The sequence below is a fragment of the Luteimonas sp. MC1750 genome, assembly GCF_016615955.1.
GTDB lineage: Bacteria > Pseudomonadota > Gammaproteobacteria > Xanthomonadales > Xanthomonadaceae > Luteimonas.
Genome location: NZ_CP067113.1, coordinates 903,503 through 916,522, shown reverse-complemented (window position 1 = coordinate 916,522; position 13,020 = coordinate 903,503). Strand labels below are relative to the sequence as shown.

The 13,020-nt window shown below is 71.3% G+C and carries 15 protein-coding genes; 10 read left to right on the top strand and 5 right to left on the bottom strand.

Annotated features, from left to right (window positions below):
* Window positions 1–31 precede the first annotated feature (31 nt).
* Window positions 32–1,084: a phosphotransferase family protein gene (locus tag JGR68_RS04335; protein WP_199361058.1), complete on the bottom strand. Its 1,053-nt coding sequence runs from the start codon at window positions 1,082–1,084 to the stop codon at window positions 32–34.
* Window positions 1,081–1,815, bottom strand: a complete 735-nt coding sequence (locus tag JGR68_RS04330; protein ID WP_199361056.1) for a 2-phosphosulfolactate phosphatase — start codon at window positions 1,813–1,815, stop codon at window positions 1,081–1,083. Before JGR68_RS04330 ends, JGR68_RS04335 begins: the two co-directional genes overlap by 4 nt.
* A gap of 194 nt (window positions 1,816–2,009) precedes the next feature.
* Between JGR68_RS04330 and JGR68_RS04325 the strand changes: the two genes are divergently transcribed.
* From JGR68_RS04325 to JGR68_RS04295, 7 genes are read left to right on the top strand one after another with little or no spacing between them, the layout of a single operon-like run.
* Window positions 2,010–3,239: an acyl-CoA dehydrogenase family protein gene (locus tag JGR68_RS04325; RefSeq protein ID WP_199361054.1), complete on the top strand. Its 1,230-nt coding sequence runs from the start codon at window positions 2,010–2,012 to the stop codon at window positions 3,237–3,239.
* Between the two features lies 1 nt (window position 3,240).
* Window positions 3,241–4,068, top strand: a complete 828-nt coding sequence (locus tag JGR68_RS04320) for an IclR family transcriptional regulator (protein WP_199361051.1) — start codon at window positions 3,241–3,243, stop codon at window positions 4,066–4,068.
* A 20-nt stretch (window positions 4,069–4,088) separates the two neighbouring features.
* The gene (locus JGR68_RS04315) at window positions 4,089–5,084 is read left to right on the top strand and encodes an NADPH:quinone oxidoreductase family protein (protein ID WP_199361049.1); all 996 of its coding nucleotides are present in this window, start codon (window positions 4,089–4,091) and stop codon (window positions 5,082–5,084) included.
* A gap of 32 nt (window positions 5,085–5,116) precedes the next feature.
* Window positions 5,117–6,760 (top strand): long-chain-fatty-acid--CoA ligase, encoded by a 1,644-nt coding sequence (locus tag JGR68_RS04310; protein WP_199361047.1) that lies wholly within the window; start codon window positions 5,117–5,119, stop codon window positions 6,758–6,760.
* Window positions 6,757–8,139: a hypothetical protein gene (locus tag JGR68_RS04305; RefSeq protein ID WP_199361045.1), complete on the top strand. Its 1,383-nt coding sequence runs from the start codon at window positions 6,757–6,759 to the stop codon at window positions 8,137–8,139. The genes JGR68_RS04310 and JGR68_RS04305 overlap by 4 nt, the downstream gene beginning before the upstream one ends.
* Window positions 8,136–8,567, top strand: a complete 432-nt coding sequence (locus tag JGR68_RS04300; RefSeq protein ID WP_199361042.1) for a thioesterase family protein — start codon at window positions 8,136–8,138, stop codon at window positions 8,565–8,567. The genes JGR68_RS04305 and JGR68_RS04300 overlap by 4 nt, the downstream gene beginning before the upstream one ends.
* A 5-nt stretch (window positions 8,568–8,572) precedes the next feature.
* Entirely contained in the window at window positions 8,573–9,697 is a 1,125-nt protein-coding gene (locus JGR68_RS04295) for a zinc-dependent alcohol dehydrogenase family protein (RefSeq protein WP_234446624.1), read from the top strand.
* A gap of 105 nt (window positions 9,698–9,802) precedes the next feature.
* On the opposite strand, the gene JGR68_RS04290 is transcribed toward JGR68_RS04295, so the two are convergent.
* From JGR68_RS04290 to JGR68_RS04280, 3 genes are all read right to left on the bottom strand, one after another.
* Window positions 9,803–10,117, bottom strand: a complete 315-nt coding sequence (locus JGR68_RS04290; RefSeq protein ID WP_234446591.1) for a hypothetical protein — start codon at window positions 10,115–10,117, stop codon at window positions 9,803–9,805.
* A 74-nt stretch (window positions 10,118–10,191) separates the two neighbouring features.
* A complete protein-coding gene (locus JGR68_RS04285; protein ID WP_234446590.1) occupies window positions 10,192–10,812 on the bottom strand; it encodes a sulfur transferase domain-containing protein in 621 nt (206 codons plus the stop codon).
* Window positions 10,809–11,105, bottom strand: coding sequence for a metalloregulator ArsR/SmtB family transcription factor (locus JGR68_RS04280; RefSeq protein WP_234446589.1), 297 nt, complete (start codon window positions 11,103–11,105; stop codon window positions 10,809–10,811). The genes JGR68_RS04285 and JGR68_RS04280 overlap by 4 nt, the downstream gene beginning before the upstream one ends.
* Window positions 11,106–11,232: 127 nt before the next feature.
* On the opposite strand from JGR68_RS04280, the gene JGR68_RS04275 reads away from it, so the two are divergent.
* Genes JGR68_RS04275 through JGR68_RS04265 form a run of 3 tightly spaced genes read left to right on the top strand, consistent with a single transcriptional unit; the run spans window position 11,233 to window position 12,952 of the window.
* The gene (locus JGR68_RS04275; protein WP_199361036.1) at window positions 11,233–12,105 is read left to right on the top strand and encodes an MBL fold metallo-hydrolase; all 873 of its coding nucleotides are present in this window, start codon (window positions 11,233–11,235) and stop codon (window positions 12,103–12,105) included.
* Complete coding sequence (locus JGR68_RS04270) at window positions 12,102–12,527, top strand: YeeE/YedE thiosulfate transporter family protein (protein ID WP_199361033.1); 426 nt, start codon at window positions 12,102–12,104, stop codon at window positions 12,525–12,527. The genes JGR68_RS04275 and JGR68_RS04270 overlap by 4 nt, the downstream gene beginning before the upstream one ends.
* Window positions 12,524–12,952, top strand: a complete 429-nt coding sequence (locus JGR68_RS04265; protein ID WP_199361031.1) for a DUF6691 family protein — start codon at window positions 12,524–12,526, stop codon at window positions 12,950–12,952. Before JGR68_RS04270 ends, JGR68_RS04265 begins: the two co-directional genes overlap by 4 nt.
* Window positions 12,953–13,020 lie beyond the last annotated feature (68 nt).

Below are 13,020 nucleotides of genomic sequence, written 5' to 3'. Positions count from 1 at the left end.
TGTGGGGAAAGGACGTGGCGGGCCGCGGGACTCATGCCGCGGCTCCTGCGCGCTGCGCGAAGCGCCAGCCGAGCCCGGCCAGCATCGGCACCTGCGCACCGAAGCGCGCCGCCTGCGGATCGGTGGCCATGCCGGCGCGCGCACGCGCGCCGACGCCCTGCAGGATCGCGGCGAGGCGGAACAGGTTGTAGGCCAGGCAGAAGTCCCAGTGCTCGCCCGCGCGCAGCCCGGTGCGGCGCTCGTACTCGCGCACATACGCCTGCTCGTCGGGAATGCCGAGCGCGTCGAGGTCGAGCCCGCCCAGGCCGGGCAGGAAGCCGGGCGCGATGTGCCAGGTCATCACGTGGTAGCCGAAGTCGGCCAGCGGATGGCCGAGCGTGGACAGCTCCCAGTCCAGCACCGCGCGCAGCCGTGGCTGGCCTTGGGCGAAGATCAGGTTGTCGATGCGGAAATCGCCGTGGACCAGCGCCACCGGCTCATCGTCCTCGCGCGGCACGGCGCCGGGCAGCCAGGCGACCAGCTTCTCCATCGCGGCAATGTCGCCATCGCGACTGGCGACGTACTGGCGCGTCCAGCGGTCGATCTGGCGCGCGAAATACCGGCCGGGCCGGCCGTAGTCGCGCAGGCCCAGCGCGTCGACATCCAGCTGGTGCAAGTCGGCAATGGCCGCCAGCATCGCGTCGTAGCGGCGCGTGCGGCCTTCGGGCGGCAACTCCGGCAGCGCCGGGTCGCGGAAGATTTCGCCGTCGACGAAATCCATGATGTAGAAGCCGGCGCCGACGATCGACTCGTCCTCGCACAGGGCGTGCATGGCCGCGACCGGCACGGCGCTCCCGGCCAAGGCCTGCTGCACGCGGAATTCGCGCTCGATCGCATGCGCCGAGGGCAGGAGCTTCTCCCGCGGGCCGGGGCGCGCGCGCAGCACGCAATCGCGCGCGGCGGTCCGCAGGCGCCAGCCGGGGTTGGAGCGGCCGCCGGCGAGGCGCTCGACGTGCAACTCGCCGTCGAACCCCTCGAGGTGTGCGCGCAGCCAGGCCTGCAGGCGCGCGGCATTGGCCTGCACCGCCGGGAAGGCAGCGCTCATGCCGCTGCCCTCACCAGCACGCCATCGCGCAGCACCGGCACCACGTCGCAGGTGTCGCAGGCCGCGGCGTGCGCGATTTCCGCGTCCAGGCCCGCGCCCGACAGCATGCGTCCGACCCGCGACGTGGACAGCGCCTCGCCGGGATTCATGCCCAGGCTGGCGAACTCCGCCGCCAGCGCCGCGTCGCTCGGCGCGTAGACGCCGGCGGCGCGCAGCGCACGCACCAGGTGGCCGGCACCGACGAAGTCCTCGAGGCTGAAGCGCCCGAGCGAGCCCGCGCACAGCAGCAGCACCGGCTGCCCGGAGTGGCGCGCAACGACGTGCCGCGCCAGCGCGCCGGCGTTGCCCAGCGCACCCGCGTAGACCGCCGCCGCACCCGTGCAGGCAGCGATGGCGCGGGTTCCGTTGGTGGTCAGGTAGACCAGCTCGCCGCCAGCAGCCAGGTGCGGCGCCAGCGCCAGCGGCGTGGCCGGGGCATGCCCCGGCAGGGTCCGCGCCATGTATTCCCCCGCCACCACCACGCCGGGGCGGCAGGCCGCGGCGGCGCGCGCGTCGTCGTCATCGCGCGCCGGATAGACGGCCGTGGCGCCCGCACCCAGCGCATGCACGATCGTCGAGGTCGCGAACAGCACGTCGATCACCACCACCACCCGCCCCGCCAGGCGCGCCGGGTCGACGTCCTCCCGGCGGACGAGCACATGAAGCGAGGGCGGCAAGGCGACTGGCTGCATCGGTCTGTGATTCCGTATAGTGGAACTGACTTCTGTACTTCGGAACTACTCTAGGCTGGCAGTTCCGGCTACGCAACCGGTACATGTGCTGCGATGCAGCAGTTTCACTGGCGAAAACACGCGACTTGCGGCCCGCCGCATCCCCGAATAGGATCAACCCCCATAATGGAATCAAGTTCCATAAGGCGAAACTGATGGACCTCACCCCCTCGTCCCGAGCACGCGAACTCGAGCGCAGCCTGCAGGACTTCCTGCAGCGCCGCGTCTGGCCGAACGAAGCGGCGCATGCCGAAGAGGCAGCGGATGCCCGCGCCGCCGGCGACCCCTGGCAGCCCAGCGCCGTGGTGGCGCAGCTGCAGGCCGAGGCCCGCGCCGAGGGCCTGTGGAACCTGTTCCTGCCCGACTCGCCGCGCGCGCCGGAGGGCCTGTCCAATCTCGACTACGCGCCGCTGTGCGAGCTGATGGGCCGGGTCTACTGGACGCCGGAAGTGTTCAACTGCGCCGCGCCCGACACCGGCAACATGGAGGTGCTGGCCCGCTTTGGCAGCGAGGAGCAGCAGGCGCGCTGGCTCGACCCGCTGCTGGACGGCCGCATCCGCTCGGCCTTCCTGATGACCGAGCCGGACGTGGCTTCGTCGGACGCCACCAACCTCGAATGCGCGATCCGCCGCGATGGCGACGAGTACGTCATCGACGGGCGCAAATGGTACGCCTCCGGTGCCGGAGACCCGCGCTGCGCGGTGTACATCGTCATGGGCATCTCCAGCCCGGACGCGGACCGCCACCGCCGCCACTCGATGATCCTCGTCCCCGCGGATACGCCGGGCATCACCGTCGAGCGCGCGATGGACGTGTACGGCTACGACGACGCACCGCACGGCCACATGCAGGTCGCGCTGGTGAACGTGCGCGTGCCGGCATCGAACCTCATCCTGGGCGAGGGCCGCGGCTTCGAGATCGCCCAGGGCCGCCTCGGTCCGGGGCGCATCCACCACTGCATGCGCGCGATCGGACTGGGCGAGCGTGCGCTCGAGGCGATGTGCCGGCGGCTGGCCGCGCGCCACGCGTTCGGGCGGGCGGTCGTCGAGTATTCGGTCTGGCGCGAACGCATCGCGCGCTCGCGCTGCCTGCTCGACCAGGCGCGGCTGATGGTGCTGAAGGCGGCCCGCATGATGGATACCGTGGGCAACAAGGCCGCGCGCGCCGAGATCGCGATGATCAAGGTGATCGCGCCGCAGGCCGTCGAACAGGTGATCGACTGGGCCGTGCAGGCCCACGGCGCCGCCGGCGTGAGCCAGGACAGCTTCCTGGCCAAGGCGTGGGCGCATACCCGCACCCTGCGCCTGGCCGATGGCCCCGACGAGGTGCACCACGAGTCGATCGCCCGTCTCGAACTGCGCAAATACCGTGCGGAGGCCGGCTGACATGGGCAATCCCAGGCGCGATCCGCGATCACTGGCCGAAGCCGACGGCGGCACCCCACTGGTGAACTCGGTGGTGCGCGCGTTCTCGATCCTGCGCTGCTTCGAACACGGCCGTGGCCGCGGCGATGGCCGCTTCCTCGGCAACCAGGACATCGCCCGGCGCACGCAGCTGCCCAAGGCCACGGTGTCGCGGCTCACGCAGACGCTGGCCGCGCTGGGGTACCTCGAATACGCGCCAGCGCTGGAGAAGTACGCGCTCGGGCCTGCCGTGCTCGGGCTGGGCCACGCCTACATGGCCGGCCACGACGTGATCGACATCGCCCAGCCGCTGATGCAGGAACTGGCCGACTACACCCAGGCGGCAGTGATGCTGGCCGTGCCCGAGGGCCTGCGCATGCTGCTGCTGGACGTCTGCCAGGGCGATGCGATGTTCAACCTGCGGCTGGAGAAAGGCTCGCGCGTGCCGCACGGCACCACCGCGCTGGGCCGCGCCGACCTGGCCGCACGTCCGCGCGAAGTGTTCGAACAGCGCCTGGCCGAACTCGAGCGCACCAGCACGCCGGAGGCCTGGCCGAAGATCCGCGCCGGCATCGAGCGCGCGCGCAAGGACTACGAGACCTACGGCTTCGTGTTTTCGCTGGGCGACTGGAACCCGGACGTGTTCGCGGTCGGCGTGCCGATGGCCTCGGCCGACGGCAGCCGCCATTTCGCTTTCAACATCAGTGGCCGCGTGTCGGTGATGACGCGCGAGAAGCTGGTGCAGGACTTCGGCCCCCGGCTGGTCGCATTGCGGAACCGCGTGTACGAGGCCGCCGAGGGGCGTTTCTAGAACCGGGAGGAAGCAGCAGGATGAGAGCGGTCGTCTGCGAGGCATGGGGCACACCCGACACACTGCGCATCGGCGAACTGCCTTTGCCCGAACCGGGGCCCGGGCAGGTGCGCGTGCGCGTGCACGCGGCCGCGGTGAACTTCCCGGATGCGCTGATGGTGGCCGGGAAGTACCAGTACCGGCCGGAGCTGCCGTTCGCGCCGGGCCTGGAATTTTCCGGCGTGGTCAGCGCGGTGGGCGAAGGCGTGGACACCCTGCGCACCGGCGACAAGGTGGTCGGCACCGCAACGCATGGCGCCTTTGCCGAAGAGGTGGTGGCCGAGGCCGGCCACGTCGTGGTGCTGCCCGCCGACACCGGCGACGAGGCCCTCGCCGTGGCCGCCAGCTTCCTGCTGACCTACGGCACCTCCTGGCATGCACTCAAGGACCGCGCCCAGGCCAAGGCGGGCGAGACGCTGCTCGTGCTGGGCGCCGGTGGCGGCGTGGGGCTGGCCGCGGTGGAACTGGGCAAGCACATGGGCCTGCGCGTGATCGCCGCGGCCTCCAGCGCGGATAAGCGCGAGGCCGCACGCTCGCGTGGCGCCGACGCCACGGTCGATTCCGGCGTGGAGGACTTCCGCGACCAGGTACGCACGCATGCCGGCAAGGGCGGCGTCGACATCGTCTACGACCCGGTGGGCGGCGCGCTGACCGAAACCGCATTGCGGACCCTGGCCTGGGGCGGGCGCCACCTCGTGGTCGGCTTCGCCGCCGGCGACATCCCGAAGGTGCCCGCCAACCTGCTGCTGCTCAAGGGCACGGCGCTCGTGGGCGTGTTCTGGGGCGACTTCGTGCGCCGGGAGCCGGCGGCCAGCGCCGCCAACACCCGCCAGCTGCTCGAGTGGCTGCGCGACGGCACCCTGCAGCCGCTGGTCTCGCAGCGCTATCCACTGTCGAAGGCACCGGCCGCACTGGATGCCCTGCTCGCCCGCGAGGCCGTGGGCAAGCTGCTGGTCCTGCCACACCTCGCCGACTGAGGCACCGCCTGGCACATCCACAGGAGCCGACCATGCAACGTTCCCCGCACTGGCCGCCCGGCCTGCCCCACCACCTCGAGCTGCCGCAGACCTCGCTGTACGACAACCTCGCCGTCAGCGCACGGCGCTATCCGCAACGGCCGGCGACCATCTACTACGGCCAGCCGCTGGACTACGCCACGCTCGATGCGCAGGTCAACGCGCTCGCGGGCTACCTGCAGCAGCGCTGCGGCGTGGCGCGCGGCGACCGCGTCGCGCTGTTCATGCAGAACTGCCCGCAGTTCGTCATCGCCTTCCACGCCATCCTGCGCGCCGACGCGGTGGTGGTGCCGGTCAACAGCATGAATCGGCTCGAGGAAGTGCGACACATCGTCCGCGACAGCGGCGCGCGCACCGCGCTGGTGGCGCAGGAACTCACCCCCGAGCTGCTGCCGCTGCGCGGCGAACTGCTCGACCACGTCGTGGTCGCGACCTACTCCGACTACATCGACGCCGACACCGACCTGCCCCTGCCCGAGGTCGTCACCTTCGCGCGCGAGCACTTCGATGGCGCAGTCGCCTGGCAGGACGCACTGGACGAGCAACTGACGCCCTCGCCGCACCTGGCCAGGCCCGACGACCTCGCCGTGATGCCCTACACCTCGGGCACCACCGGCCATCCCAAGGGCTGCCTGCACGCGCACCGCACGGTGATGCACACCACGGTGGCGGGCCCGGAGTGGTGCTTCGCGCCCAAGGACACGGTGGTGCTGGCCTGCCTGCCCATGTTCCATGTCACCGGCCTGCAGAACGGCGTGACCACGCCGGTCTGGCGCGGCAACACCATCGTGGTGATGACGCGCTGGGACAAGGCCTGCGCGGCGAGGCTGATCGAGCGCTACCGCTGCGGCTCGTGGACCGCGATCCCGACCATGCTGATGGATTTCCTGCACCAGGACCTGTCCGCCTTCGACCTGTCCTCGATGCGCATCCTCACCGGCGGCGGTGCAGCCATGCCCAAGGCGGTGGCCGAGCGCATCCGCCAGCTCTGGGGCATCGACTACGTGGAAGGCTATGGGCTATCGGAAACCATGGCGCCGACCCACCTCAATCCCGTGCACCGGCCCAAGGCGCAGTGCCTTGGCCTGCCGATCTTCGACGTGGATTCGCGCGTGGTCGATCCGCTGACGTTCGAGGAACTGCCCGCGGGCGAGGTGGGCGAAATCGTCAGCCACGGCCCGCAGGTGATGCTGGGCTACCACGGCCGCCCCGCCAACGACCCGCAGACCTTCGTCGAGATCGACGGCAAGCGCTTCCTGCGCACCGGCGACCTGGCCTACGTGGACGGGGAGGGCTACTTCTTCATGGTCGACCGGCTCAAGCGCATGATCAACGCGTCCGGCTACAAGATCTGGCCGGCGGAGGTCGAAACCCTGCTCTACGGGCACCCGGCGGTGCAGGAGGCCTGCGTGATCGGCATGCGTGACCAGCACCGGGGCGAAAGCGCCAAGGCCGTGATCGTGCTGCGCGAAGACCACCAGGTGACCCCCGACGACATCATCGAGTGGGCACGCGGCCACATGGCCGCCTACAAGGTGCCGCACGAGGTGGAGTTCCGCACGGCGCTGCCGCGCAGCGCGACCGGGAAGGTGCAGTGGCGCGCACTGCAGGAAGCCGAAGACGGGCGGCCGTCGTGACCGGCGCGCCCCAGCCACCGGTGGTGGAAAGCACCGGCTGGCGCTGGGGGCCGTTCACCTTCCGCCTGCCCTTCCTGCACACACGTCCGCACTGGCCGGAAGTCGCCCAAGGGCTGCTGGTCGCGACCGCGACCGGCCTGGCCCTGGTGCCGATCCTGATGGGCTATTTCGGCATGTCGTTCGAGGAAGGCATCGCCACCTCGCTGCTGGTCAGCACCCTGATCGTGATCTCGCTGTGGGTGTTCGGCGATCCCTATGCGCCGGGCTGGATCACGCCGGCGCTGCCGCTGGTGCTGGCCTTCGTGCTGGCACGTTATGAGACGCCGGAACTGCGCTTCCAGGCGATGACCGCCCTGTCGCTGTCGTTCGCGCTGCTGGTATTCGTGCTCGGTATCACCCGCGCCGGACCACGCCTGATGGCGTGGCTGCCGCCGACGCTGCGCGCCACCATCCTGATCGGCTCCGCGCTTGCGGCGTTCCGCCAGGTGTTCGTGACCGATGCGCCGCGCTTCCTTGAGCAGCAGCCGGTGTCGATCCTGCTGGCCTGCGCGATCTGCCTGGTGGTGGTGTTCTCCGCGCCGCTGCAGCGGATGCAGGGCCGCATGCCGTGGCTGCGCCACCTGGTCGCGCTGGGCCTGCTGCCGGGCTTCCTGGCGGCCGCCATCGTCGGTCCACTGGTGGGCGAAGTGGTCTACGACGTGCAGTGGGGCTGGCTGCTGCCACCGGTGGGCGACGCACTGGCGAAGATGTCCCCCTTCTCGATCGGCTGGCCGCCGCTGTCGATGTACGTGGACGCGCTGCCACTGGTGCTGCTGACCTATGTCATCACCTTCGGCGACTGGGTCACCGGCGAGGCCGTGATCCGCGACGCGCAGCCCGCGCGCCCCGACGATCCCATCCGCATCGATGCACGCCGCTCGCACCTGGTCCTAGCCGTGCGCAATGCCGCCTCGGGCCTCTTCGCGCCGCTCTTTCCCACCCAGGGCGCGTTGTGGGCAGGCGTGCACGTGGTCGTGGTGTCGCGCTGGCGGCAGGGGCCCAAGGCCATGCGCGACCTGCACAGCGGCCTGATCTCCTATTACATGATGGGCCTGCCGGTGATCTATTTCCTGCTCCCACTGCTGACCGGGCTGCAGCCGCTGCTGGGCGTGGCACTCGCCATCACCCTGGTGACCACCGGCTTCGCCTGCGCCTACATCGGCATGGGCATCGCGCGCACCAATGCCGAGCGCGGCAGCGCGGTGCTGGGCGGCGTGGCCCTGTCGCTGTTCGACCCCTGGATCGCGCTCGCCGCCGCGGTGGCCTGCTGGTGGCTGCTGGTGGGGCGCGAACCGCGGACGGCCGCGTCGGCGCCTGGCGCCGCGGAGGACCACGGATGAGCACGCGCGCCGACTACCGGCACTTCCTGTCCATTCCCACGCGCTGGAAGGACAACGACGTCTACGGCCACGTCAACAACGTCGAGTACTACAGCTACTTCGACACGGTGATCAACACCTTCCTGATCACCGAAGGGGGCCTGGACATCCACCGCGGCACCGCGATCGGCCTGTGCGCCGAATCGCACTGCCGCTTCCTGCGTGAGATCGCCTTCCCTGGCAGCGTCGATGCCGGCCTGCGCGTGGAGAAGCTCGGCAACAGCAGCGTGCGCTACGGCATCGGCCTGTTCCGCTCCGGCGAGGACGCGCTGGCGGCGGAAGGCTGGTTCGTGCATGTGTTCGTCGACCGCGAGAGCCGCCGCAGCACGCCGATCCCCGACGCCATCCGCACCGCACTCACGCCGTTGCTGATGGAGGCGGCCACGTGACCACGATGCGCGCCGCGGTGCTGCGCCGGACGGGCGCAACGGCGCCGTATGCCGCCTCGCGGCCGCTTGCGATCGAAACCGTGCAGCTGCAGCCACCGGGCCGCGGCGAGGTGCGCGTGCGCGTGCGCGCGGCGGGCCTGTGCCACTCGGACCTGTCGGTGATCGACGGTTCGCGGCCACGGCCGTTGCCGATGCTGCTCGGGCACGAGGCCACGGGCGAAGTGGTCGAACTCGGCGAAGGCGTCTCCGGCCTGCGCCTCGGCGACCAGGTGGTGTTCTCGTTCGTGCCGATGTGCGGCCACTGCGATCCATGCGCCTGCGGCCGCCCGGTGCTGTGCGAGGCCGGCGCGGCCGCCAACGCCGCCGGGACGCTGCTCGACGGCGGCGCGCGCCTGCGCGATGCCGACGACGCACCGCTGCACCACCACCTCGGCGTCTCGGGGTTCGCCGAATACGCGGTCGTCTCCGGGCACTCGGCGGTGCGCATCGATCCCGACCTGCCGCCGTCCATCGCCGCCCTGTTCGGCTGTGCGGTCATGACCGGCGTGGGGGCGGTGGTGAACACCGCCGGCGTGCGCCCGGGCGAGTCGGTCGCCGTGTTCGGCCTCGGCGGCGTGGGCCTCTCGGCCCTGCTGGGCGCAGTTGCCTGCTCGGCCTGGCCGCTGGTCGCGGTGGACGTGGTGCCGGACAAGCTGGCATTGGCGCGCGAACTGGGTGCCAGCCACTGCATCGACGCACGCACGGGCGACGTTGCCGCGCAGGTGCGCGAGGCCACGGGCGGCGGCGTCGACCACGCCGTCGAAACCGCCGGCGACGAACGCGTGCTCGCCGCCGCCTACGCCGCCACCCGTCGCGGCGGCTGCACCGTCACCGTCGGCCTGCCTGCTCCCGACCGCATGTTCAGCGTGCCGGCCGTGGGCCTGGTGGCCGAGGAGCGCACGGTCAAGGGCTCGTACATGGGCTCGGCCGTCCCGCGACGCGACGTTCCCCGCTACATCGCCCTGCACCGCGCCGGCAGGCTGCCGGTGGAGCGCCTGCTCACGCATACCCTGGCCCTCGACGACATCAACGCAGGCTTCGACCGCCTGGCCTCGGGCGAAGCGATCCGGCAGGTGGTGCTGTTCGACTGAGCGGGCGCTTCGCGGTGCCGCGGCCGAACGTGCGCGTGGGTACGCCGGGATGGCGTGTCGAGCGCATGCCCTTGGGCCGGCCGCCCCGCCGCAGCGACCGCGCGATCAGTCGCGCAATTTCAGCGTGGGGTGTTCGTCCAGCGTGCCGTCCTCGTTGATCACCACGTGGCGCGTGCCCGCCTGGTCGAACACCACCGGGATCGGCGCCTGGAACAGCGGCCGGCGCACGAACGCCAGGCGCCAGCCAAAGATCTGCAGCGCTTCCAGCGTGACGAGCTGGGCGGGCGCCAGGCCTTCGCACAGCCGCGCGGAGTCGTTCGCTGGCACGGACCGGCGGCGTTCGGGCGTGCGGATGACCGGCGGATGGGGCCGGGTCCCCCAGGGTCCGGTGATGACGGTGGACTGTGCGGTGTGTGGCATGCGGCTACTCGGAAAACGGATCAACCGGCATCCCCATGCAAGTGTCGTGCCGGACCTCGCTTCACCAGGCCGGCTCAGCCCGCAGCGTTACAGCGCGGGCCGCCGTCGGCATCACCCGCATCGGCGAGGCAGCGCTCGCGCGCGATGCGCTGGCGGACCTCACCTTCCAGGCCGCCGAGGCCCCAGCGGCGGCCCTCCTCCACCGCGGACGCATCGTCCGCGCCCTGCAGCCAGGCCGCGCGCAGCGCCACCAGCGCACCCACGCGGTTGCCGCTGCCGCAGTGCACCAGCGCGGGTCCGTCGGCGGCCTGCAGCAGCTCGTCGAAGGCCAGCACCGCCTCCCGGTCGAGATCTCCGGCACCGGCGATGGGCAGCGCGTCGTAGCGCATCCCTGCCCCCCGCACCGCGGCCGCCTCGTCAAAGCCTGGCGTTTCGGAAGCCGGCGCGAGATTGATGACATGGCGGATGCCGGCGGCACGCAGCGTGGGAACCTCGGCCGCTGCGATGCGGCCGCCGGAGCGGAATCCGGCGACGGGGCTCTTGAAGCGATCGAGCACGGGCGATTGCATGGTCATCTCCTGGTGGGTGGGGGCGCGCGGCGCATCGCCGGGCGTGCCGCAGGCGGAGAGCGCGGCGGCCAAGGCGATCAGCGACATGGTGCGTCGTGAGGTCATGGCAGGGAATCCGGTGCTCATCGGGCATGCACCTCCCCGGCACAGAAGGCGGCATGCAGCGCCTCCAGCACACCCACCGCCGGTCCATCGGCCAGCGAGTAGTGGATGCACTGCGCTTCGCGCCGGGTGTGCACCAGCGCCATGTCCCGCAGCACGGCCAGGTGCTGCGACAGCGCCGAAGCGCCAAGTCCCGTAGCCGGCTGCAGTTCGCCCACGGTGCGCTCGCGCTCCACCAGCTGGCACAGCACCAGCAGGCGGGCGGGATGGGCCAGCGCCTTCAGCAGGGCGGCCGCCTTGCCGGCGTGGGCGGCCATGTCGGCCGCCAGCGTGTCTGGACCAGGCGGGTCGGAAGTGGACGTGGGCATGGGCGGGCGACTCGCTTGACAGGGCCGGGGAAGCGCCCCTACTTTAGCGCTTGCTAAACAACATGGGAAGCCCACGATGGATCCGCAGGTGGAAAGCTTCTACGACCAAGCCACGTCCACGTTTTCGCACGTGGCCTACGACCGCGACGGAGGCCGCGCAGCAATCGTCGACCCGGTGCTGGATTACGACGCGGCCACCGCTCGCACGTCGCTCGACTCGGCGCAGCGGCTGCTCGAGTTCGTGCGCGCGCACCAGCTGGACGTGGAGTGGATCCTCGAGACCCATGCGCATGCCGACCACCTCTCCGCCGCCGCCGGGCTCCGTGCCGAGACCGGCGCCCGCGTTGCCATCGGCCGGGGCATCACCGGCGTGCAGGCACGCTTCAAGGCGGTGTTCGGCCTGGAAGACGCGTTCGCAGTGGACGGCCGCCAGTTCGACCGGTTGTTCGCCGATGGCGACACCTTCTCCATCGGCGAGCTCCCGGCTCGCGTCATCGCCACCCCGGGCCATACCGACGACAGCCTGACCTACGTCATCGGCGATGCCGCCTTCGTCGGCGACACCGTGTTCGCGCCCGACACCGGCACCGCGCGCGCCGACTTCCCTGGCGGTGATGCGGCCACGCTGTACCGCTCGATCCGCCGCCTGTTCGAACTGCCGGACGACACCCGCGTGTTCCTCTGCCACGACTATCCGCCGGACGGCCGCGACGCGCGCGCGGAAACCTCCATCGCGGCCCAGCGCGAGCGCAACGTGCACCTGGCCGGCGACGTCGGTGAGGCGGCCTTCGTCCGCATGCGCAACGAGCGCGACGCGGGACTGGCGGCGCCGAAGCTCATCCTGCCCTCGCTGCAGGTCAACATCCGCGGGGGCGACCTGCCGCCACCAGACGCTGATGGCGTGCGCTACCTGCGGCTGCCGCTGAACCGCATCGGCAAGGACATATGAGTACGACCTGGCTGATGGCGCTCGCAGGCGGCGTGCTGATCGGACTGGCCGCCACGCTGCTGCTGTGGCTCAACGGCCGTGTTGCCGGCGTCAGCGGCATCCTCGCAGGCGTGGTGTTCCCGCGGCACGGGGAGGTGGCGTGGCGAGTCGCCTTCCTCGCCGGTCTGGTCCTGGCGGGCGGCGCGTCGATTGCGCTGTTGCCGGGCATCGCGACCCCGCGCGAAGGATTCCCGCCACTGCTGCTGGTGGCTGCGGGCCTGCTGGTGGGCTTCGGCACCAGCCTCGGCAACGGCTGCACCAGCGGGCACGGAGTGTGCGGGCTGGGCCGGCTGTCGCTGCGCTCGCTGGTGGCGGTGCTCACCTTCATGGCCACGGCGGTGGCGACCACATGGGTGGTGCGCCACGCGGGAGGCTGGGCATGAAGCGATTCGTCGCTGCGGCGTTCGCATCCGGTGCGCTGTTCGGTGTGGGGCTCGCGATGTCGGGCATGACCGATGCGCGGCGCATCCTCGGCTTTCTCGATGTCACCGGCGCCTTCGACCCCACCCTCGCGTTCGTGCTCGGTGGCGCGGTGGCGACGACCCTGCTGCTGTTCCGACCGGTGCTGCGGCGCGGGCGCCCCCTGTTCGCGGACGACTTCCGCCTGTCGCAGCTGCGTCAGGTGGATGCGCGGTTGCTGGCCGGGGCCGCGCTGTTCGGGATCGGCTGGGGACTGGCCGGTTACTGCCCGGGCCCTGCGCTGGCGGGCCTGGGCGTGGCTTCAATCGAGGCCCTCTGGTTCGTGCCCGCGATGGTCGCGGGCATCGTGATGCAGCGGGTGCTCAGCCGCGAAGCTCCGTCCCGGTAGGCACGCACCCGCGCCTTCACGCTGCGTCCACGTAAGCGAATGCCAGCTGAAGGCGTCACCGGGTGCCG